We start from the raw sequence: 17,366 nt of genomic DNA, 5'->3' as shown, positions 1-17,366 counted from the left end.
CGTGGCTGCCGCCCGGCACATCGAGCACATGGGTTTGCTCGTGTGGCGCGGTCAACTCGCGGGCGACCACAACCTGCCGAAAGTGCCGCCGATGACCGCCGCCGAGCGCTTCCGCTTCCAGGTGATCGCCGCCTGGCAGGTCGGCTGCATCGAGCGTGCCGACTCAGACCGCCGCGAGTACATCGGGCGCCACCACCGCAAGCCCTGAAAGCCGCGAGGCCCGGCCACAGGGGGCCGAGCCTCGCGAGACCACCCGCTCGAACTGATCAGACCAAGAAACAGGAGCAGGCAGTCAATGACCAGAGTAGTTCAGCCCTTCAAGCCCGAGTACCGGATCGAGGTCCGCTCGGGCGACAAGAGGATCAGCGACATCGACGCCATCTGGGACAAGACGGCGGCGCAGAAGCTGTACGCCAGCGTCCAGGCGGCCTTCCCCGGCTCGCGGCTCACGATGAGCCTGCCTGGCGGCACGTGGGTCGAGGCCACCACAGCGGAGATCGACCGCGTCGCCGACGTGAACGCCGCGCTCGCGCTGGCCGCGATCCTTGAGGTGGGCCTGACCCGGATCGACTGGACGCTGGCCAAGTACGAGCCCGGGGAGATCACGGGCTACGCCCGGTCTCGGGAGGTCGTCGCCGAGTACGCCAAGCTCCTCGGAAAGGACGTCGCCGAGAAGGTAGAGGGCGAGCGCACCCGGTACGTCGTGAAGGGCGTCTACCGGGACGTCGCGGTCGACGTGTACTGCAACGTCAAGAACGACCAGCCCGCGTCTGCCGACAAGGCTAAGGCGGTGGCGTGAATGACGGCCACACCGACGCCCGCCCTGATCCCTGCCCCCCACGACGTGGCTGCCCAGACCTCCCGCTGGGAGGAGTTGAAGCGCAAGTCGCCCCGCGCCTACCGGCAGGTGGTCATCAACTTCGAGAACCGGGTCGGTGAGAGCCGATGACCCCCGAGATGATCCTTAACGGCGCGTACGGCGCCTTGCTGGGGCGTGGCCGCTGCCAGGGCGACTTCGAGACCGGAGACGGCCGAGTCTGCCAGGCGGGCGCTCTCGCGGTCGCGACCGGCCAGCCCGCCGACGTGTGGCGGTACATCCGCGACCTGGAGTTCGAGGAGCTGGACCCGAGCGACCTGCCCATGGTCGAGGCGGCGAAGATCCTGGCCAAGGTTGAGGCGCCTCTCCAGCCGGTTCACGAGATGTCGCTGAACAGGCTGGTGACGCTGCTGGGCGACTCCAACGACGTCGCATCCGACGCGGAGATCTTCGACTGCTTCGCCAAGGCGGCGGCTGAGGCTGCCCGTCTCGCTGAGAAGGCGGGGGCGGCGAATGTCTGACTTCGACTACGGCCCTTTGCAGACATACGAGGTGACCTGGAAGTCCGGCCACGTTGAGCGTGTGCAGTGCCACCAGATCACGTGGCACAGCCGCGACACGGGCCTGTCCCGGGGCGTGCTTGGCGTGCAGGTCACCCACGACGATCGGCGCGTCCTGATGCACGGCATGGTGAACGGGCGCTGGCTGCTGGTCCTGTCGGCGATGGAATACGACATCCGCACGATCCGCCTGGTCACTGGCGGCGAGGAGTTCGCGGGGGAGCGGTTCGACATCGCGGGCGGTGAGTCATGACGGGCCGCTGGTTGACGTTGACCGCCGCGGCCTCCCGCATTGCTGAAGCAACCGGCGAGCACGTGTCGATCGAAGACGTACTCCTGCTCGGCGAACGCCACCGCCTGACAGTGCGCTGGCAGCACGAGCACTACTCGGTGCTTGAGGAGTCGGTAACCGCCTACCTGGCCTACCAGGCAGCGAAGCCGCTCACCGCCTGCGGGGGCGATGTCCTGGCCGAGAACGCGGGTCCGCCCGTTGGTGAAGGCCCCGACATCGGCTACGAGGCCGAATCCCAGTATCGAAGGGAGAAGGGCACGTGACCGTCACGGACGAGCAGCGAAGCAAGCTGCTCGAGCTGATGGTGCCGTTCAAGGACGACCAGATCGGCAAACTCCCGCGCGTCACCTGCAAGGACTGCTCCGACCGGCGGGCGCAGTGCAAGCAGCACCAGGAGAAGCGCTGTGAGGAGTGCGGCGCGTATGTGTCCACGCGGCACATCCACATCGACTATGTCGGCCACGCTCACGTCACTGAACGGCTGCTCGAGGTGGATCCCGAGTGGTCATGGGAGCCACTCGAGCGAGACGTCGATCCTCAGGTGTGGGCGGCTGCGCTCGCGACTGGCAACCCTGATGTCATCCAGATGGTCCTCGAGTCGGCACCGCCGAAGTTCGACCTGGACGACTTCGGCAACCCGGTCGGCCTGTGGATCAAGCTGACCATCTGCGGCGTGACCCGGCCTGGCTATGGGTCGTGCCCGTCGAAGCAATCGGACGCGGTCAAGGTGCTGATCGGTGACGCGCTCCGGAACGCGGCCCAGCGGTTCGGCGTGGCGCTCGAGCAGTGGATGAAGGGCGACCGCGCCAACCCCGCTGCCGAGAACGCTGTCGCCGATGCTGGGACGCGGGCGATGCCGGCCCGGCAGAAGCAGGCGGACGCGGCGGTCGTCGTGGATGCCAATTGGGTGGCCGAGTTCGAGAAACGGCTCGGCGATGCCCCGCTTGAGCATGTGTCCGCGTTCCGGCAGGACGTCGTCGACGCCATGCGGACACAGCGGATCAACTCCGAGACAGCGAACCGACTCCTGGCCGCGGTGAAGCAGCGGGTCGACGCACTGGAGTCGGTTACCGCGACCGGTTTGCCCGCGAACAAGGACGGGTCAGTATCCCGCTCCAAGCTCACCGATGAGGAGCTGGAAGCGAACGGCCTGATGACGAGGCAGCAGGTCAAGGACCACAACAAGCTCGCCAAGGACACCATCGCCAACCCGAAGAAGGCGGAGCGCTCCAACGGAGTGGACGCCGAAGACGAACGGTGGATGAACGGCGGTGCGAAGTCATGACCGCCGACCAGAACAAGACGACGCCGCAGTTCATCGACGAGGACGCCGTCCTGACCCCGCCTCAGGCGGAGCGCTACCTGAAGCAGGTCAACAACGAGTTGGCCCGCGCCCAGATCAGCCTGCAGCGGACCCGCTTCTACGAGCTGAAGATGAAGCGCGCCTACACCGAGGCCAAGACGACTCTGCTGTTCTCCGAGGACTGCCCCAAGGTGGGCCGCGGGGAAGGCCACGTCACGGTCGAGGAACGCGACGCCTGGATCAACTCCCGCATCGAGGACTACTGGCCGTACGAGTCCGCTCAGGTGCAGCGCAAGAACGCCGAAGACCACCTGGCGACCATGGGCAAACAGGCGTCCATCGCGCAGTCGCTCAACAACAACGCCAAGGAGTTGTACGCGACGGACGGTGGCCGATGAAGCGCAACCAGCCGCTCCGCCGCAAGACAGCGCTGAAGGCGAAGAAGCCGCTCGAGCGGAAGACGCCGCTGCGGGCGACCGGCAACCTCGACAGGTCCGCCCCGCTGCCGAAGCAGTCCAAGAAGCGGCAGCAGGAGAACCGAGACCGGCACGCCATGAAGAACGCCATGTTCCCGGACAGTCGGCCGCCGTGCATCGTCCCGTGGTGCGGGCTGCTGGCTGACGACCTGCACGAGCCGCTCACTCGAGCGCGCGGCGGGTCGATCACGGAGCCGGACAACGCCGTACCGACGTGCCGTGGCCACAACGACGAGCTCACGAACGAGCCGGCCTGGGGCTACGAGCTGCACCTGCTGGTCCACGCCTGGGACAGGCGGACCTACGCCGAGATGGCCGAGGACCGCCGCATCGCGCTCGCCCGGTGGTACGCCGAGCACCTCGAGGAGGCGTCGTGATGCTGCACGTCGTGGTGTGCGACCTCGAATGCCCCGAGTGCGGAGAGTACGGACCTCACCGATTCGACGGCGAGGAGACGACCTGCCTGCACTGCGGGATCCCGCGCGAGGTCGAGCCTGAACTGATCGCGTCCGTCCTCGACATGAAGTTCTGCAACTGGTGTCGGCAGACGCTCCCCGCTAACCACACGTGCCGGTCCGAGGAGCCCGTCTGCGAGTCCCGAACCAGCCTGGACTACTGCGGCATCTGCTCGTCCTGTCTCGCTCTCCAAGCACGGCATTACGCCGCTCGGGAGGAGTCATGAAGGCCCTGACCGTGCGGCAGCCGTGGGCGTTCGCTATCGCAGCGCTCGGCAAGTCGGTGGAGAACCGCACATGGAACACCCACTACCGCGGACTCCTCGCCATCCACGCGGGATCCCGCTGGGACTCTGATGAGGCTGTGCGCCGGGTCGGCGAGCTGACCGGAGTCACCATCGTTACCACGGACACGGCCGCGATCGTGGCCGTCGTCGACCTGGTCAGCGTCCACAACTCGGCCACGTGCATCCGCCCGGTCGAGGAACGCCACGAGCACGACGACGGACCGTTCACATGCTCCCGCTGGGCCATCGGGAGCAGGGTCGACAACGGCATGCACCACTGGGTGCTCGGCACTCGCCGGCAGCTTGCCTACCCGATCGCATGCAAGGGCCGACAAGGTCTGTGGGATCTCCCTGCCTATGTCGAGGCGGACGTCCTGGCGCAGATCTCGACCACGGCCGGACTTCGGTACGGGTCTCCCTCAGACCTGATCAACCCGGAGGAGACGCCGTGATCATGCCCACTCCCAGCAGGCGCGACGACGGAGACGACGAAGACGACTCCCGAGGCTGCCTCGCGCTGGCCTGTCTCCTGGCCCTGATCTCGGTCGGGTTCGCCATCTACGCCGTGATCAACCTCGTCGGCCTCTTCGCCCCCTGATCTTGCCGCCTCATGCCCGACCTATCGGGGGCGGTGCATGAGGCGGCAGGCAACCCCCACAACACGCCAGACCAGGAAGGGAGGAGGCGAAGGTGTCAGATCTGAGTCCGTCGCGCGAGTTCGTCGGTGAGCCGGTGCAGCTTCTCCACCAGCGCTGGTGTGGGGAGCGAGGCCAGGTCAGTCGGCTCGGGAGGCAGTTCGCTGCTGATGGCGAGGCCCGCGAGGCGCAGCGCCTTTTCGTGGTCGATGCCGAGGACGTCGGCGACGGCGAGGACGTTCGCGGATTGCGGCGTGCGGGGCTGACGCGCCCAGTTGTTGATCGTCGCGCGGCTGACGTTGGCGCGACCGGAAAGCCACGTCTTGGTCTTGCCCTGCCTGGTGAGGGTGGCTTCGACGAGTTCGAGGAAGGGCCTGGCAGGGGCGTTTTCGCTCATGTCCATGTGTACAGAGTTGACCAGATCCGTATTCCTGTTGCGCTTCCCATGCCTGGCTAATGTTGGATAGAGTTGTAAAGAGACGGCTAGAGAATGAAGGGAGTGAGTGACGTGTACCTGACCCCCGCGCAAGCCTGCGGACGCCTCGACATCACCAGGCCCACCCTGGCCAAGCGCATCCGCAACGGCGAGATCGAAGCGATCAAGCTCGGCGAAGCGCGTAACTCGCCCGTTCGGGTGCTCATCGCCTCCATCGAGGCGTACGAGGAACGCCACCAAATGACCAGAGCGGAGTCGGCGGCGTGAACGAGATCCAACTGTTCGACGTGGCTGGCACCGGCATCCGGTTCGGCACCGCTGAGGACGGTCGCCCGTACGCGGTGGCCGCCGACTTCGCGAAGGCCATGGGTCACGCGAAGGCCACCGACGCCACCCGCCTCCTGGACGAGGGCGAAAAGGGTACGCAGATTGTGCGTACCCCCGGCGGACCTCAGCAGATGAACGTCATCTACGAGGACGGCATGTGGGAGCTGATCTTCCGCAGCACCATCCCCGGCGCCAAGGTCATCAAGAAGCGTGTCAAGGAGATCCTCCGGCAGATCCGCGAGACCGGTAGGTACGTGGTCGCGGGTGTCGATCAGCCAGCGATCCCCGAGGACTACTCGGCCGCGCTTCGCCGCCTCGCGGACGAGCATGACGCCCGCGTCCTGGCCGAGAGCCAGCGGGACGCACTGAAGCCTCTCGCCGAGGCGTACTCCGACCTGATGGAAGCGGACGGCACGTTCGACTGGGCCGCCGTTGCGCAGATCTTCTCCCGGATCACGGGCGGGCTCGGGCGGAACAACTTCCTCGAACTGCTTCGCGGTGACGACCTGAAGATCCTCAAGGCCAACAACACGCCGTACCAGGTCAAGCCTCTGGACCGCTACTTCAAGGTCATCCCGACCAAGGCGGGCAACGACTCGACGCCCACGACGCGCGTGACTCCCGAGGGCCTGGACTGGCTCCGGAAGCGGCTCGTCAAGCACTTCAACCACCAGCCCGGACTCTTCGCCATCGGGGAGATCGCATGACCGCCAAGAGCCCCCTCGACAACATTGCCCGCTACCCCGAGAACCGCGAGCAGGCAGACGCCGACGCGCTGATCCGCTACTACGCCGCGTTCGGCGAGATGCACGCCCACCTGGCCCAAGCCCTCACGGACCCCGAGTGGGAGAAGAAGTCGATCGGCCACGTGGTCTACAGCTACATGGCCGTCTACCTGCTGAGCGAGCTTCGGGAACGCGCTGGATACCGGCAGGCCGACGAGGTCGCCCGCGAGATGTGGGAGGACCTGGAGGGTGGCGCTCTCCCGCCGATCCTCTGGGAGTACGTGAGCGAAGAGGGACTCAGCCACGAGGCCATCGCTGTCGCGGCGAAGGAGGTCGAGGCCAACATCCGCGCCAAGGCTGAGGACGCACCCAAGCCCGAGGCCGCATCCGTGCCCGCCAACCAGCCTGAGCTTCCCCTGGACGGTGCCTGATGACTGGACCCGAGCACTACTGCCAGGCCGAGCAATACGCCCAGCAGGCCGCTAGGTACCAATCCGAGGCGATCGCCGCAACGGTCGCTGGCGAAGCCGCTGACGTCGCCAAACGGCGCGAGTGGGCCGCACACGCCCGTGAGATGGGCGTTCTGCACGCCACGCTCGCTCTCGCCGCCGCGACCGCCGTCAACGACTTCGAGGGCGGCATGCCCATTCGCGACCACGAGGCGTGGATGGCTGTCGCTGGGACGCCCAAGCCCGCCGAGATCCCCTCTGGGGGTGAGGCGTGATGGCCGAGCAGGAGTTCATCATCCGCGCCCTGCTGGAGTTCGAGTACCGCGTCACGGCCGGGACCGCCGACGAGGCCGAGCTGATCATGGAAGACGGCGGACTCAAGGACAAGGGCACCTGCGTCGGCTACAGCGTCGATGCCGTCGTCTCCGCCGACAAGCGCGGACAGTTCTGGCACGACGAGGACGACCTGCGGGCGCGCTGCACGTGCGGGCACCTGGTCGTCGACCAGCACACCGGGCGCCGCTTCGGTCAGCGGCAGGTGAGCGAGATCCACCCGCAGGCGTGCAGCGCCTACCAGTGCGACTGCCTGCGTCCCGTCGAAGCCGTCGCGGCTCCCGCCTGACCTTCCCCTTGCTCGTCTCCCCACGGGAGCGGGAGGCGAGCGGCACCACCTGATCCACCGATCCACAAGCACCAGGAGAACCAATGCACGGGGACACCCTTACCGGCTCGACTCTCACTCAAGAGGACGCGACACTGCTGCGCTCTCGCCTGAAGCAGGACCAGGAGCACCTTGCCGTAGTACAGGCGTCCCACGACGACCTGGCAGTCAAGATCCGCTCTCGTGAGGCACTGATCGACGCCCTGGAGGAATCGATCACCCGAGCCCTGCGACTGCTTGGCGAAGAGGGTCCGTTACTGCCGACAGCGGCAGCCCACCGGGACATGTTCGGCGGAGCGCTGCCGCCGCTGGCCGGTGAGGTGGTCCCTTCGCCGGCGCGGGAGGCGCTCGGCGACGGCCAGCCCCCGGACGGGTTGTGCATCCACTGCGGCGAGCCGGTGTGGCGGGTGTCGGTGACGGAGGCGAGCCCGAAGGGCGCCCGCCACTCCTACGGCGCCACCTGCAACCCGGAGGACAACAACAGCGGTGTCGCCGATCTCGGAGAGGTCGTCTCGTGACCGCCGTCCGGCGCCTGCTGCGCCACTACGTGCTGCGTAAGCCGCACTCTCCCTGCCACGCCAAGCCTGCCCCGCCGCCCCCTCCGGCGGACGACTTCATCCCCTTCAACGACTTGGAGACCCGATGAGCTCCGAAACCCCCGAGACCCCCGTCGCGTCCACTCCTCCCACCCCGGAGAACGTCGCCGAGATGCTCACCAGCGGCGACAACGACTACCACGACGGAAACTACTGGCACCCGTCGATCGGCTCTGTCGGCAACGTCGTCCACATCGGCATCACCGCCTACAGCGAGGACGGCGACAAGCTGCCCGAGGTCCACTTCCGGGCGGTCGTCGTCGAGGGCGAGACGGCGCCGATCTTGCTGGAGCGTCCCGAGATCACGAACCCGGAAGCGATGCACGGTCCCCGCTTCGGCGAGGAGACGGGCGAGTCGATGGAGAACGGCTGGAGCGTCTTCGCCACGAACCATGTGCTGTTCGGCGGGTCGGGCCACATCTCACCCGCTGAGACTCGCCGGTTCGCCGCCGCTCTGGTCGCCACCGCTGACGCTCTTGAGGCCGCTCAGGCAGAGGAGCGGACCCGATGAAGTGGCTCCAGTTACTCGCCTTCGGTATCGCCGAAGTCCTCGCGTCCGCGTGGGCTCTGATGCTCCTCGTCGGCGTCCTTCACCACGAACTGTCGCCCGTGATCCCGGCCATCGGCTACTGGGACGCCCTGCCGATCTCGTTCACGCTCGGCGTCCTCCTCGCCATCCGTAAGGGGTTCTCGGCTGCCGCAGAGGAGTTGATGAAGTGACCACCATCGACCAGAACACCCCGCTCTCCCCGGATGAGTTGCGCGGCCTGGAGTCGCTGTGTGCCGCCCTGTACGGGGCCACTGAGACCGAGCCCGTGGTCAAGGATGTCGCGTGGCGCACGTTCGCCCTGATCCGCGCCCACCGCGAGCAGGGTGTCGAGGTGGACCGTCTCAACCAGGCGGTAGAGGTCCTCGGGACCGCGTTGCAGATCGACTCCATGGCGGTCATCGACGAACTCAAGAGGCACGCGGGGGACGCCTGCCTGCCCATCGCAGATGTGGAGCGCTTCCTGAAGCGGGAGCGGGACGAGCACGCCAAGGGATCACTCGCGTGGAGGGACCTGGACGACGTCCTGGACGCCTTCCGCCTCCACATGGAGGCCGGGACGCCGTTGACCGAGCCGAGACCAGAGGAAGGCCCCACCGAACCGAGCATGGGGACTCCGCCGCTGACCGAGGCTGAGGAGCTGCGCGCCGTCGTGGACCGCCTCACCTCCGAGCGGGACCAGGCGGTCGCGTCCGTCAAGCACATGGCAGACGCGATGAAGAAGGTCTACCCGGCGCTCCGGACCGCGATCGCGCTCCTCTCGGACGTCACCCCTGACCCCGAGGAGTCCGCTGTCCAGTCAGACCCTCAGGACGGCGGTACGGGGGTGCCGTCGTGATCACCTTCACCTTCGGTCAGACGTTCGTCGTCGCCGTCGTCGCAGGCGTCTTCGGGATCGGTCTCGGCGCCCTCATGGTCGCCACCTACCGCTCCCGCCGCCGACCAGACCCGCAAGGACGGGAGATCGAGCCGCCCACTCGGTTGGAGCGGATCCTGCGCGAGGACGCCGCCAGCCGCCCCCTGACCCGCTCAGAGATCAAGCAGCAGTTCGGAGTGGACGTCCACGACGTGTTCGAGGAGGACCGTTGACCCTCACCCTGATGGATTGGTTCTGCGGGGCCGGCGGCAGTTCGCAGGGCGCCCACGCGGTGCCTGGCGTGCGCGTGACCCTGGCTGCGAACCATTGGCAGAGGGCGATCGAGTCCCATGCGTCGAACTTCCCGGAGACCGACCACTACCAGGGCGACATCCGGGAGGCTCCGGTCGATCGGTGGCCTGTCGCTGACATCTTCTGGGCCAGCCCTGAGTGTCCGCAGTGGAGCAACGCCCGCGGCAAGGTCCGGGACTTCGCCAACTCGATGCAGGGCGAACTGTTCGGGCCCGAGAGAGACGAAGAGGTGGAGCGGTCCCGAGCCCTCATGGAGGAGGTGCCGCTCTACCTGAGAGGCGTTCAGGCTCGCGGCGGGCTGGTCCTGGCCGGCGTGGTCGAGAACGTCATCGACGTGCGGGCGTGGGACCAGTGGGACCGCTGGCTCGGCGAGATCCGCAAGCTCGGCTACGGCACGCGCATCATCGCCATGAACTCGATGCACGCCCACGGCACCCGCACCCCGGCGGCGCCGCAGAGCAGAGACAGGCTGTACGTCGCCTACTGGCACGAGAGCCTGGGACGGACGCCGGACTGGGACAAGTGGCTCCGGCCGACCGCCTGGTGCCCCGCCTGCGACACATGGGTGTCCGCCTTGCAGGTGTTCAAGTCGTTCGGCGCCGACATGGGCCGCTACAGGCAGCAGTACGTGTACCGGTGCCCGAACTCGGCGTGCCGCTCGCAGGTGGTGGAGCCTCGCGCTCTGCCGGCCGCCGCGGCAATCGACTGGACCCTGCCAGGGCAGCGGATCGGCGACCGGGCCAAGCCCCTCGCGGACAAGACGCTCGCCCGCATCAAGGCGGGGCTGGAGAAGTACGCCCGCCCGATCACCTTGGAGGCCGCGGGCCACACCTTCGAGCGCCGCCCCGGCGTGCGGACATGGCCTGTGGACGCTCCGCTGACCGCGCAGACCACGACCGCCACAAAGGCTCTCGCGGTACCGCCGCTGATCGTGCCCGCGGGCGGGACATGGCGCAACGACGCAGTTCCGGTGTCCGAGCCGATGCCGACCCGCACCACCCGCGAGAACGACGGCATCGCCATCCCGCCTCTGCTGGTGCCCGTCGAGGGGCGCGAGGGCAAGGAAGCCATACCTGCCACGCTGCCGCTCAGAACGCAGACGGCCCGCAACGAGACCGGGCTGGCGTGGCTGCCGTTCGTCGCCGAACTCCGCGGCGGCGGCAGCGACGCCCGCTCCGTAGCGGAGGCCCTCGCCACGGTGACCGCGTCCGGCAACCACCACGGGCTCGTCACGCCGCCCGGGTTCGTCATGCGCAACAACGGCAGCAAGGGGGCTGGTGGCGAGCATTGCACCGGCGTTGACGAGCCGCTCCGTACGCTCACCACGGCCGGCCACCAGTCGCTCATCACCTGGGAGTCGCTGCTGGTGCCGTACTACGGCAAGGGCAACGCTCGGTCCGTCGTCGAGCCGATCGGGACTCTCACCACCCGAGACAAGTACGCCGTCGTCAACGGCTTGGCTGAGATCGACCTTGATGACGTGCTGTTCAGGATGCTCGAACCGCACGAGATCGGCGCCGCCATGGCGTTCGCCGAGGACTACGTGGTGCTCGGCAACAAGCGGGAGAAGGTCCGGCAGTACGGCAACGCCGTCACGCCGCCCGTCGCTGAGCTGATCGTCTCCGCGCTGGTCGAGGCGATCACGGGCGAGGACTTGGAGCGTGCCGCGTGATGCTCCCCATCTGCTGCCAGGGAGCCATAGAGGCGGGCAAGAGCCGCGAGCACTCCGACGTGTGCCCGCGGCGCCCTCCGGAGCCTCCCGCAGGGCCGGAGACCGAGCCCCTGTTCGACTACCCATCCCACCCGCTGATCGATGTGTGGGCAGTCCTGCGCGACCAGGACATCCCCGTAGAGGTAGGGCAGCGGCTCCTGGACCGCCAGAGAGCCGTCCGAGCCGGCGAGCAGCCCGCGGTGTGCCCGGAGGATGACAAGCCGTTCCTGGCCCGCCACATCGTCCCAGCCCCTCCCGTACAGGACTCCTCCACTGTCTCCCGTACGTCTGCGGACGCTCCCGGACACCAGCGAACGGAGGTGAACGATGCCTAAGCCCCCGTTCACCTACTACGGCGGGAAGACGACTCTCGCCGAGAAGATCGTCCGTCTGCTGCCCGCTCACGACCACTACGTGGAGCCGTTCGCGGGATCGCTAGCCGTCCTGATGGCCAAGCCTCCGTCCCGGATGGAAACGATCAACGACCTCGACGAAGACCTGATGACATTCTGGCGGGTTCTCCGAGACCGCCCGCTGGAGCTCGAGCGGGTGTGCGCCTTGACCCCGCACTCTCGCCAGGAGCACGAAGCGGGCTACGACCTCGAGGCCTTGGACGACCTCGAGCGAGCGCGCCGTGTGTGGGTTCTCCTCAGCCAGGGCAGGGCGGGAACGCTCCGCAGGACCGGGTGGCGCTACTACGTGGACCCCGCGGGCTCGAGTTCGTCGATGCCGCGCTACCTGTCCGGTTATGTGGAGCGGATGGCGGCCGCCGCTGAACGGCTCGCCATGGCGACGCTCGAGTGCCGCCCCGCGGCCCAGTTGCTCGAGGCCTACGGCAAGCACCAGGACGTCCTGCTGTACGTCGACCCGCCCTATCTCGGGTCGACGCGGGCGCGCAACTACCGGCACGAGTTCGGCGGCGAGGACGAGCACCGCGCGTTGGCAGCGCACCTCGAGGCCTGCACCGCGACGGTGGTCCTGTCCGGCTACCACAGCCCGCTGTACGACGAGCTGTACGACGGCTGGCATCGGGTGGAGCTCGAGGCCTTCACCGGGCAGTCGACCGGCTATCAGGCGCGCACTGAGGTGCTGTGGTCCAACCGGCCGTTCCGGAACGTCACCCCAAGCCTGTTCGACGAGGCGGTGGCCGATGCCTCTTAACCCTCACATCTCCTGCTTGGAGCGTGCCGCAGCGGATGAGACAGCCCATCCCGTAGTCCGCGCCTACGTGAAGGCCGACGCACAACTCGCTCGTGCCGCGGACATCACCGACGGCTCCCGGACAGCACCAGACGGAGACCCCACCAGAGACGAGACGGAGGAGACCAATGCCTGATCTTGTCCGCGTAGACCCTTACGCCCGCAAGGCGTGGGCGGGAGAACGGCTGCTGAAACTGCGCCCCCCGGAGTGGCGTCTGCTCGTCGCGCTGACAGCCCAGCCGGGCACGCTGCTCACCTGGCGATCCCTGGCCGCCGCCATCTCAACAGGCCGACCGGCGAGCAAGAAATGCGTCCAGATCAACGCCGTCCGCGTGCGCTCCCAGTTGGGAGACCCGGCCTACGTCCAGACGGTCCCCGGAGTCGGGCTCCGCTTCACGGCCGACCTTGCAGAAGACATCTACCTGGGCGAGGAGAAGCACCGTGGGTAAGAACGCGACCGCACGACCGCAGGCCGCAGGTCGCCCCAGTTGGGGTTGGCAGGATGATGCCGCGTGCCGGGGTGAGAACCTCCTGCTCTTCTTCGGCCCCGATGGGGAGCGGCAGCCCGAACGTGACGCCCGCGAGCGGAAGGCCAAAGCAATCTGCGACCGGTGCCCTGTGCGCCGGCGCTGCGCCGAGACGGCGTTCGTCCAGAAGCTCGACAACGGCGTCTGGGGCGGTTTCGGCGAGCAGGAGCGTGTCGGTAAGCGGCGCACCTGGCTGAAGAACACCGCCGTCGAGCGTCGCCTGACAGAAGGCCGGGTGTCGCCACCCGCCGAGAAGTTGTGCCGCGGCTGCGAGGAGACGAAGCCGGCCGCGGACTTCCCGAAGGATCGCATGCAGCCTGACGGGCTGAACCGCACCTGCAAGGGGTGCGCGAACAAGGCCGGCCGCGATCTGCGGGCCCGCCAGCGTGACGCCAGGCAGGCGGTGGCGTGATGGCAACAGAATCGATGATCGAAGCGGCGAGCCGCACCGACGAGGAGAACGCCCTCCGAAGGAGGTGGCCTTCACCGCTTCCTGACCCTCGCGGCATCGTCGGCTTCACAGAGGAAGAGCTTGACCCGGTGTTTCAGGGCCGCGGCTCCCGCCGGCTACGCCGCTGGCGCCCGGACGGGTGGGAGTTCCTTGTTGACGCCCTGGGACTGCCGGAAGGGGGACCGCTGACGCCATGGCCGGAAGACACCAGCGACACCGCGTGGCTGGCCGTGTGCGTGGGGGAAGCCCGCGCCGACCAGGTCGCCGTCGAGGCCGCGTTCCGGGAGGCACTCGCTCCACCCGCACCCGTCGCCGACGAGCGTGAAGTGGAGCCCGCGCCGGCACCGCGGATCAACTGGAAGTGGCAGGACGACGCCGTCTGCAAGGACGACGGGCCGTTGTTCTTCGCCCCCGACGGGGAACGCCTCCCCGAAAGGGAGATGAGGGAAGACCTCGCCCAAGAACTGTGCTCTTGGTGTCCCGTCCAGACTGAATGCCTCTCCTACGCCCTGTCCAAGCCGGAGAAAGAGGGTTTCTGGGGAGGACTCAACGAAGCCGAGCGAGCCGCGGAACGACGCAGGCTCCAACGTAGGGGACTCCTCGACCAGGCGAGTGTCCTGAAGCGCTGCGGCGGGTGCGACACCGTCAAGCTCGTCGCCGAGTTCGGCAAGGACAAGCACGCCAAGGACGGCCTGTACAAGCACTGCAGGAGGTGCGTCAACGAGGCTGCCCGCGAGCGTCGTAAGGCCCGTCAGGCGGTGGCGTCGTGACCGGCTGGCGCACCCGCGGCGCCTGCCTGCCGATGGACCCTGACGTGTTCTTCTCGGATGGTCCTGCACGTCGCGAGGCGAAGCAGGCATGCGCGTCCTGCCCGGTCATCGTCCCGTGCACGTTCGATGCCCTGCGCGTCTCAGGGATTGGCTACCAGGCGGGCATGTCCGGTGCTGAACGTGACCGGGTCCGCCGGTGGGATCGCCAGCAGCGCGCCCGTATCGCTCGGGAGGCGTCGTGAAGACGGCGACACATCCCGCACACCTCGACGTCGACCCGGCCTGCTCAGGCAAGGACCCCGAGCTGTGGTTCCCGCGCCGTACGGTGCCCGCTGAGGTGGTCGCCACGTGCACGTCCTGCCCGGTGCGGGAGGCGTGCCTGCGCTACGCCCACCTGTACGACGTGCGCGGCATCTGGGCTGCCACCACCTACGCCCAGCGGAACGCCTACCGCGCCGCTTACGGCATCCAGGCGGTTCCGGTCCAGATCGGCGACCTCCCCAACGTCCGGCGCGAACCCGCCCGGACGAAGGCCCCACGAGAAGCCCCACGAGAAGCCCCGCGATCGGCCGGCGACACGAAGCGCTGCCCGCGCTGCCGCACAGACCGGCTCAAGACCGACTTCTACAGCAACGCCGGCAACGCTGACGGGCTGGCGGTCTGGTGCAAGCCGTGCTTCCGCGAGCGGGCGGGGGAGGCGTCGTGACGCAGACCAAGAACCGGAAGTGTGGAGGAAAGATCCGCCACGCCACGTCCGAAGCGGCCTCCGCCCACCGGGCTCGACTCATCACAGAAGGCGCGTCCGGGGAGTGGCTCAACACCTACCCGTGTGATCACTGCGGCGGCTTCCACGTGGGCCACCGTCCGGGGCGGAGGAAGCGGTGAGGCGGGCCGGCGCGAGGTCAGGAGTCGGGCTGCGACCGCGGGCGGCGACCGCGGGGACGCGAGACGCCGGCCTCGCGCACGATCTTCGCCACGTAGTCCACGGAGTACGTGAAGTTGATCGCCTTGGCGATCTCGATGGCGGTCGCGTTCTCCGTCTCAGCGGCCTTGACGATCGCTTCGCGCAGCCGCTTGGGCGCCTCGTTGTAGGCGGTCGCAGCTTCTACCAGTTCAGCGGTCATCTCGGGCTCCACTCCTTCAGCGTCTCATGTAGGCGTTACCACAACTTGATGATAAAACACGCATCTTCTGCGTGTCTCCATAACAAGCTCTCTTAACCCGTACTGAGTGCGTATTATGGAATCCGAACAACTGAGTGATCAGGGGGACTGAAGTGGACCGACCTCGAAGACCGGCCCTGCTCCCGTAGGCCAGTCCGAGCAGCACCAAGCACCCAAGGGAGAGCGCGCACGTGGCGCACAGTTCGATCGTCGAGACCGGGTATGAGCTTGTTGCCCGCCTCGCACTCATGGACCTACCGGACGAGGGCCCGCAGGTCGTTGACGCCCAGGGCATGCTTCGGGCTCTGGTGATGTACGGCGACCCCCGCGGTCGTTACTACGCCCGCCCCTCGCTGCTGCGCCGTCTGTTCTGGTGGGAGGAAACTCCCATTGCACAGGTGTCGATCTGGCGGGACGAACTTGTCGCGGCAGGCGAGATCAGCGTGGGGCCGCTTGGGCGCTGCTGCTATTCGGGCAAGCCCATCCCCATCGTCTCGATCCTCGATCGCCGCCGATTTCGTCGGTTCGCTGACCGAGACCACATTCCCGCGGCCCTGCGCCGTGCCGTGTATCGGCGCGACGGGCATCGCTGCCTTCGCTGCGGAACGACGGCCAGCTTGTCTCTTGACCACGTCATCCCCTGGTCCCAGGGAGGGCCTGACACCTTTGACAACCTTCAGACCCTCTGCGGCCCCTGCAACAGCAGCAAGGGGGCCCGGGTCTGATGGCTTGGGTCCGCTACGACGATCAGTTCCACGTCAACGCCAAGGTGACGGCGGTCATCGCTGCCGACAAGACCGCGGCGTTGGCGCTGCACGTCCTGGCCAACACCTGGACGAATGGTCAGAAGCACACGGGTTTCATCCCGAGGCATCAGCCTGGCGTCCTGGTGTGCGACCGGGGCCAGGGCGCCGAGTGGGCCGAGGTGTTGGTCCAGTTCGGGCTCTGGCATGAGCGCGTCAACGACTGTGGAGCCTGCGCGGAGGAGTACGCCGGCCTGCCAGCGGAGTTGGACGGCTTCGTCATTCACAACGCCCAGCAGTACCGGGCTCCGGCTCGGGAGCGACAGACGGCCGGTACGCCATCAGACCTGTCGGAGAAGCGCCGGGCGGCGGGCAGAAGGGGAGGTCTTGCTTCCGCCGCCAACCGTAATCGGACAGACGAAAGCAAAACCAAGCAAAGCGAAGCAAAACGGCAAGCAAGCCCAGCAAGTGAAGCAAACGAGGCCGATGGCAGTCAGCAGGGCACTGCTACGGCAGCCGCCGAGCCTACGGCAGGGGAGCAGGTCGCTCCTGCCGAAAATCGACCTGCGGAAACGCAGCAAACTGCGCGAGCAAGTCAAGCAAATGGCGTGAGCAAAACCAGCAAGGGCTCAAGCAAGAGCGTGAGCCCCGTACCCGGTACTTCTCCTTACGGAGAAGTACCACCCGAAACCCTCTTTGCTTCTGACGAAGCAAAGGTTCCGCCTACGGCGGGCGCAGTCGCGCCGGCGACAAGCGAGCAGCGACCGATCAACGCCGGAGATGTCGTCGGCGCTTGGATCGATGCCGTCGTCGCTGTGTCGGGTGATCGGCCAGCCGGGAGCCTCATCGCTCAGGTCGGCCGTCAAGCTCGCGAACTCCTCGGAGAACGAAAAGATCCGGCCCGACTCGTGGAGGCGGCAACGCGGGCGGGACGCAAGGGCTACTCCGACCTAGCACGTGAACTGCTTTGGATGGGGACCTCCGCAGCCAACGACAAGTACGCCCCTGGCTCGGATCCCCACCTGAAGCCCAGCACTGCCCCCATCGACCCGACGAAGGTGATCTAG

35 protein-coding genes are annotated in these 17,366 nt (G+C 67.5%); 33 read left to right on the top strand and 2 right to left on the bottom strand.

Annotation, left to right across the window (positions count from 1 at the left end):
* The first annotated feature begins 1 nt into the window (after position 1).
* The 12 genes from ABGB18_RS11385 (at position 2) to ABGB18_RS11330 (ending at position 4,788) form a co-directional block, all read left to right on the top strand.
* A complete protein-coding gene (locus ABGB18_RS11385; RefSeq protein WP_347695403.1) occupies positions 2-208 on the top strand; it encodes a hypothetical protein in 207 nt (68 codons plus the stop codon).
* An 87-nt stretch (positions 209-295) separates the two neighbouring features.
* On the top strand, positions 296-799 hold the full coding sequence (locus ABGB18_RS11380) for a hypothetical protein (RefSeq protein ID WP_347695402.1): 504 nt from the start codon (positions 296-298) through the stop codon (positions 797-799).
* A complete protein-coding gene (locus tag ABGB18_RS11375; RefSeq protein WP_347695401.1) occupies positions 800-949 on the top strand; it encodes a hypothetical protein in 150 nt (49 codons plus the stop codon).
* Positions 946-1,338: a hypothetical protein gene (locus ABGB18_RS11370; protein WP_347695400.1), complete on the top strand. Its 393-nt coding sequence runs from the start codon at positions 946-948 to the stop codon at positions 1,336-1,338. The genes ABGB18_RS11375 and ABGB18_RS11370 overlap by 4 nt, the downstream gene beginning before the upstream one ends.
* Positions 1,331-1,630: a hypothetical protein gene (locus tag ABGB18_RS11365; protein ID WP_347695399.1), complete on the top strand. Its 300-nt coding sequence runs from the start codon at positions 1,331-1,333 to the stop codon at positions 1,628-1,630. Before ABGB18_RS11370 ends, ABGB18_RS11365 begins: the two co-directional genes overlap by 8 nt.
* Positions 1,627-1,932: a hypothetical protein gene (locus ABGB18_RS11360; protein ID WP_347695398.1), complete on the top strand. Its 306-nt coding sequence runs from the start codon at positions 1,627-1,629 to the stop codon at positions 1,930-1,932. The genes ABGB18_RS11365 and ABGB18_RS11360 overlap by 4 nt, the downstream gene beginning before the upstream one ends.
* Positions 1,929-2,954, top strand: a complete 1,026-nt coding sequence (locus ABGB18_RS11355) for a hypothetical protein (protein WP_347695397.1) — start codon at positions 1,929-1,931, stop codon at positions 2,952-2,954. Before ABGB18_RS11360 ends, ABGB18_RS11355 begins: the two co-directional genes overlap by 4 nt.
* A complete protein-coding gene (locus ABGB18_RS11350) occupies positions 2,951-3,370 on the top strand; it encodes a hypothetical protein (RefSeq protein ID WP_347695396.1) in 420 nt (139 codons plus the stop codon). Before ABGB18_RS11355 ends, ABGB18_RS11350 begins: the two co-directional genes overlap by 4 nt.
* Positions 3,367-3,825, top strand: coding sequence for a hypothetical protein (locus ABGB18_RS11345; protein WP_347695395.1), 459 nt, complete (start codon positions 3,367-3,369; stop codon positions 3,823-3,825). Before ABGB18_RS11350 ends, ABGB18_RS11345 begins: the two co-directional genes overlap by 4 nt.
* Complete coding sequence (locus ABGB18_RS11340; protein ID WP_347695394.1) at positions 3,822-4,130, top strand: hypothetical protein; 309 nt, start codon at positions 3,822-3,824, stop codon at positions 4,128-4,130. The genes ABGB18_RS11345 and ABGB18_RS11340 overlap by 4 nt, the downstream gene beginning before the upstream one ends.
* Entirely contained in the window at positions 4,127-4,642 is a 516-nt protein-coding gene (locus ABGB18_RS11335; RefSeq protein ID WP_347695393.1) for a hypothetical protein, read from the top strand. The genes ABGB18_RS11340 and ABGB18_RS11335 overlap by 4 nt, the downstream gene beginning before the upstream one ends.
* Entirely contained in the window at positions 4,639-4,788 is a 150-nt protein-coding gene (locus tag ABGB18_RS11330; protein ID WP_347695392.1) for a hypothetical protein, read from the top strand. Before ABGB18_RS11335 ends, ABGB18_RS11330 begins: the two co-directional genes overlap by 4 nt.
* Before the next feature lie 95 nt (positions 4,789-4,883).
* Here the strand turns inward: ABGB18_RS11330 and ABGB18_RS11325 are convergent, their stop codons facing one another.
* Positions 4,884-5,228: a helix-turn-helix transcriptional regulator gene (locus tag ABGB18_RS11325; RefSeq protein WP_347695391.1), complete on the bottom strand. Its 345-nt coding sequence runs from the start codon at positions 5,226-5,228 to the stop codon at positions 4,884-4,886.
* A 96-nt stretch (positions 5,229-5,324) separates the two neighbouring features.
* Here ABGB18_RS11325 and ABGB18_RS11320 point away from each other — a divergent pair, with 96 nt between their 5' ends.
* From ABGB18_RS11320 to ABGB18_RS11230, 19 genes are all read left to right on the top strand, one after another.
* A complete protein-coding gene (locus tag ABGB18_RS11320) occupies positions 5,325-5,528 on the top strand; it encodes a helix-turn-helix domain-containing protein (protein WP_347695390.1) in 204 nt (67 codons plus the stop codon).
* Positions 5,525-6,295, top strand: coding sequence for a phage antirepressor KilAC domain-containing protein (locus ABGB18_RS11315; protein ID WP_347695389.1), 771 nt, complete (start codon positions 5,525-5,527; stop codon positions 6,293-6,295). The genes ABGB18_RS11320 and ABGB18_RS11315 overlap by 4 nt, the downstream gene beginning before the upstream one ends.
* Entirely contained in the window at positions 6,292-6,744 is a 453-nt protein-coding gene (locus ABGB18_RS11310; protein WP_347695388.1) for a hypothetical protein, read from the top strand. The genes ABGB18_RS11315 and ABGB18_RS11310 overlap by 4 nt, the downstream gene beginning before the upstream one ends.
* Complete coding sequence (locus ABGB18_RS11305; protein ID WP_347695387.1) at positions 6,744-7,037, top strand: hypothetical protein; 294 nt, start codon at positions 6,744-6,746, stop codon at positions 7,035-7,037. Before ABGB18_RS11310 ends, ABGB18_RS11305 begins: the two co-directional genes overlap by 1 nt.
* Complete coding sequence (locus ABGB18_RS11300) at positions 7,037-7,384, top strand: hypothetical protein (RefSeq protein ID WP_347695386.1); 348 nt, start codon at positions 7,037-7,039, stop codon at positions 7,382-7,384. The genes ABGB18_RS11305 and ABGB18_RS11300 overlap by 1 nt, the downstream gene beginning before the upstream one ends.
* Positions 7,385-7,467: 83 nt before the next feature.
* Positions 7,468-7,941: a hypothetical protein gene (locus ABGB18_RS11295; protein ID WP_347695385.1), complete on the top strand. Its 474-nt coding sequence runs from the start codon at positions 7,468-7,470 to the stop codon at positions 7,939-7,941.
* Positions 7,938-8,069 carry a hypothetical protein gene (locus ABGB18_RS11290; protein WP_347695384.1) on the top strand — a complete coding sequence of 44 codons (132 nt, stop codon included), beginning with the start codon at positions 7,938-7,940 and terminating at the stop codon, positions 8,067-8,069. The genes ABGB18_RS11295 and ABGB18_RS11290 overlap by 4 nt, the downstream gene beginning before the upstream one ends.
* Positions 8,066-8,530, top strand: a complete 465-nt coding sequence (locus ABGB18_RS11285) for a hypothetical protein (protein WP_347695383.1) — start codon at positions 8,066-8,068, stop codon at positions 8,528-8,530. The genes ABGB18_RS11290 and ABGB18_RS11285 overlap by 4 nt, the downstream gene beginning before the upstream one ends.
* Positions 8,527-8,739, top strand: a complete 213-nt coding sequence (locus ABGB18_RS11280) for a hypothetical protein (RefSeq protein ID WP_347695382.1) — start codon at positions 8,527-8,529, stop codon at positions 8,737-8,739. The genes ABGB18_RS11285 and ABGB18_RS11280 overlap by 4 nt, the downstream gene beginning before the upstream one ends.
* Positions 8,736-9,404, top strand: a complete 669-nt coding sequence (locus ABGB18_RS11275) for a hypothetical protein (RefSeq protein ID WP_347695381.1) — start codon at positions 8,736-8,738, stop codon at positions 9,402-9,404. The genes ABGB18_RS11280 and ABGB18_RS11275 overlap by 4 nt, the downstream gene beginning before the upstream one ends.
* On the top strand, positions 9,401-9,655 hold the full coding sequence (locus tag ABGB18_RS11270; RefSeq protein WP_347695380.1) for a hypothetical protein: 255 nt from the start codon (positions 9,401-9,403) through the stop codon (positions 9,653-9,655). The genes ABGB18_RS11275 and ABGB18_RS11270 overlap by 4 nt, the downstream gene beginning before the upstream one ends.
* The gene (locus ABGB18_RS11265; RefSeq protein WP_347695379.1) at positions 9,652-11,406 is read left to right on the top strand and encodes a DNA cytosine methyltransferase; all 1,755 of its coding nucleotides are present in this window, start codon (positions 9,652-9,654) and stop codon (positions 11,404-11,406) included. Before ABGB18_RS11270 ends, ABGB18_RS11265 begins: the two co-directional genes overlap by 4 nt.
* A complete protein-coding gene (locus ABGB18_RS11260; RefSeq protein ID WP_347695378.1) occupies positions 11,403-11,780 on the top strand; it encodes a hypothetical protein in 378 nt (125 codons plus the stop codon). The genes ABGB18_RS11265 and ABGB18_RS11260 overlap by 4 nt, the downstream gene beginning before the upstream one ends.
* Entirely contained in the window at positions 11,773-12,606 is an 834-nt protein-coding gene (locus ABGB18_RS11255) for a DNA adenine methylase (protein WP_347695377.1), read from the top strand. The genes ABGB18_RS11260 and ABGB18_RS11255 overlap by 8 nt, the downstream gene beginning before the upstream one ends.
* 167 nt (positions 12,607-12,773) lie before the next feature.
* A complete protein-coding gene (locus ABGB18_RS11250; protein ID WP_347695376.1) occupies positions 12,774-13,094 on the top strand; it encodes a winged helix-turn-helix domain-containing protein in 321 nt (106 codons plus the stop codon).
* A complete protein-coding gene (locus ABGB18_RS11245) occupies positions 13,087-13,584 on the top strand; it encodes a WhiB family transcriptional regulator (protein WP_347695375.1) in 498 nt (165 codons plus the stop codon). Before ABGB18_RS11250 ends, ABGB18_RS11245 begins: the two co-directional genes overlap by 8 nt.
* Positions 13,584-14,393, top strand: coding sequence for a WhiB family transcriptional regulator (locus ABGB18_RS11240; RefSeq protein ID WP_347695374.1), 810 nt, complete (start codon positions 13,584-13,586; stop codon positions 14,391-14,393). The genes ABGB18_RS11245 and ABGB18_RS11240 overlap by 1 nt, the downstream gene beginning before the upstream one ends.
* The gene (locus ABGB18_RS11235) at positions 14,390-14,635 is read left to right on the top strand and encodes a WhiB family transcriptional regulator (protein WP_347695373.1); all 246 of its coding nucleotides are present in this window, start codon (positions 14,390-14,392) and stop codon (positions 14,633-14,635) included. The genes ABGB18_RS11240 and ABGB18_RS11235 overlap by 4 nt, the downstream gene beginning before the upstream one ends.
* The gene (locus ABGB18_RS11230) at positions 14,632-15,099 is read left to right on the top strand and encodes a WhiB family transcriptional regulator (protein WP_347695372.1); all 468 of its coding nucleotides are present in this window, start codon (positions 14,632-14,634) and stop codon (positions 15,097-15,099) included. The genes ABGB18_RS11235 and ABGB18_RS11230 overlap by 4 nt, the downstream gene beginning before the upstream one ends.
* Before the next feature lie 196 nt (positions 15,100-15,295).
* Here the strand turns inward: ABGB18_RS11230 and ABGB18_RS11225 are convergent, their stop codons facing one another.
* Positions 15,296-15,517: a hypothetical protein gene (locus ABGB18_RS11225; RefSeq protein WP_347695371.1), complete on the bottom strand. Its 222-nt coding sequence runs from the start codon at positions 15,515-15,517 to the stop codon at positions 15,296-15,298.
* Between the two features lie 230 nt (positions 15,518-15,747).
* On the opposite strand from ABGB18_RS11225, the gene ABGB18_RS11220 reads away from it, so the two are divergent.
* Together ABGB18_RS11220 and ABGB18_RS11215 are read left to right on the top strand one after the other, a co-directional pair.
* Positions 15,748-16,281 carry an HNH endonuclease signature motif containing protein gene (locus ABGB18_RS11220; protein WP_347695370.1) on the top strand — a complete coding sequence of 178 codons (534 nt, stop codon included), beginning with the start codon at positions 15,748-15,750 and terminating at the stop codon, positions 16,279-16,281.
* A complete protein-coding gene (locus ABGB18_RS11215) occupies positions 16,281-17,366 on the top strand; it encodes a hypothetical protein (protein ID WP_347695369.1) in 1,086 nt (361 codons plus the stop codon). The genes ABGB18_RS11220 and ABGB18_RS11215 overlap by 1 nt, the downstream gene beginning before the upstream one ends.

This window comes from Nonomuraea sp. B12E4, from assembly GCF_039871825.1.
GTDB lineage: Bacteria > Actinomycetota > Actinomycetes > Streptosporangiales > Streptosporangiaceae > Nonomuraea.
The sequence above is the reverse complement of the archived record's forward strand: the minus strand, read 5'-3'. Positions and strand labels throughout refer to the sequence as shown.

What these genes read in the sequence shown, in the direction of transcription:
- ABGB18_RS11380 (WP_347695402.1), top strand. Translation starts at nt 296, where the DNA reads ATGACCAGAGTAGTTCAGCCCTTCAAGCCCGAGTACCGGATCGAGGTC.
- ABGB18_RS11375 (WP_347695401.1), top strand. Translation starts at nt 800, where the DNA reads ATGACGGCCACACCGACGCCCGCCCTGATCCCTGCCCCCCACGACGTG.
- ABGB18_RS11370 (WP_347695400.1), top strand. Translation starts at nt 946, where the DNA reads ATGACCCCCGAGATGATCCTTAACGGCGCGTACGGCGCCTTGCTGGGG.
- ABGB18_RS11365 (WP_347695399.1), top strand. Translation starts at nt 1,331, where the DNA reads ATGTCTGACTTCGACTACGGCCCTTTGCAGACATACGAGGTGACCTGG.
- ABGB18_RS11360 (WP_347695398.1), top strand. Translation starts at nt 1,627, where the DNA reads ATGACGGGCCGCTGGTTGACGTTGACCGCCGCGGCCTCCCGCATTGCT.
- ABGB18_RS11350 (WP_347695396.1), top strand. Translation starts at nt 2,951, where the DNA reads ATGACCGCCGACCAGAACAAGACGACGCCGCAGTTCATCGACGAGGAC.
- ABGB18_RS11345 (WP_347695395.1), top strand. Translation starts at nt 3,367, where the DNA reads ATGAAGCGCAACCAGCCGCTCCGCCGCAAGACAGCGCTGAAGGCGAAG.
- ABGB18_RS11335 (WP_347695393.1), top strand. Translation starts at nt 4,127, where the DNA reads ATGAAGGCCCTGACCGTGCGGCAGCCGTGGGCGTTCGCTATCGCAGCG.
- ABGB18_RS11325 (WP_347695391.1), bottom strand. Translation starts at nt 5,228, where the DNA reads ATGGACATGAGCGAAAACGCCCCTGCCAGGCCCTTCCTCGAACTCGTC.
- ABGB18_RS11310 (WP_347695388.1), top strand. Translation starts at nt 6,292, where the DNA reads ATGACCGCCAAGAGCCCCCTCGACAACATTGCCCGCTACCCCGAGAAC.
- ABGB18_RS11305 (WP_347695387.1), top strand. Translation starts at nt 6,744, where the DNA reads ATGACTGGACCCGAGCACTACTGCCAGGCCGAGCAATACGCCCAGCAG.
- ABGB18_RS11300 (WP_347695386.1), top strand. Translation starts at nt 7,037, where the DNA reads ATGGCCGAGCAGGAGTTCATCATCCGCGCCCTGCTGGAGTTCGAGTAC.
- ABGB18_RS11295 (WP_347695385.1), top strand. Translation starts at nt 7,468, where the DNA reads ATGCACGGGGACACCCTTACCGGCTCGACTCTCACTCAAGAGGACGCG.
- ABGB18_RS11285 (WP_347695383.1), top strand. Translation starts at nt 8,066, where the DNA reads ATGAGCTCCGAAACCCCCGAGACCCCCGTCGCGTCCACTCCTCCCACC.
- ABGB18_RS11280 (WP_347695382.1), top strand. Translation starts at nt 8,527, where the DNA reads ATGAAGTGGCTCCAGTTACTCGCCTTCGGTATCGCCGAAGTCCTCGCG.
- ABGB18_RS11255 (WP_347695377.1), top strand. Translation starts at nt 11,773, where the DNA reads ATGCCTAAGCCCCCGTTCACCTACTACGGCGGGAAGACGACTCTCGCC.
- ABGB18_RS11250 (WP_347695376.1), top strand. Translation starts at nt 12,774, where the DNA reads ATGCCTGATCTTGTCCGCGTAGACCCTTACGCCCGCAAGGCGTGGGCG.
- ABGB18_RS11240 (WP_347695374.1), top strand. Translation starts at nt 13,584, where the DNA reads ATGGCAACAGAATCGATGATCGAAGCGGCGAGCCGCACCGACGAGGAG.
- ABGB18_RS11225 (WP_347695371.1), bottom strand. Translation starts at nt 15,517, where the DNA reads ATGACCGCTGAACTGGTAGAAGCTGCGACCGCCTACAACGAGGCGCCC.
- ABGB18_RS11215 (WP_347695369.1), top strand. Translation starts at nt 16,281, where the DNA reads ATGGCTTGGGTCCGCTACGACGATCAGTTCCACGTCAACGCCAAGGTG.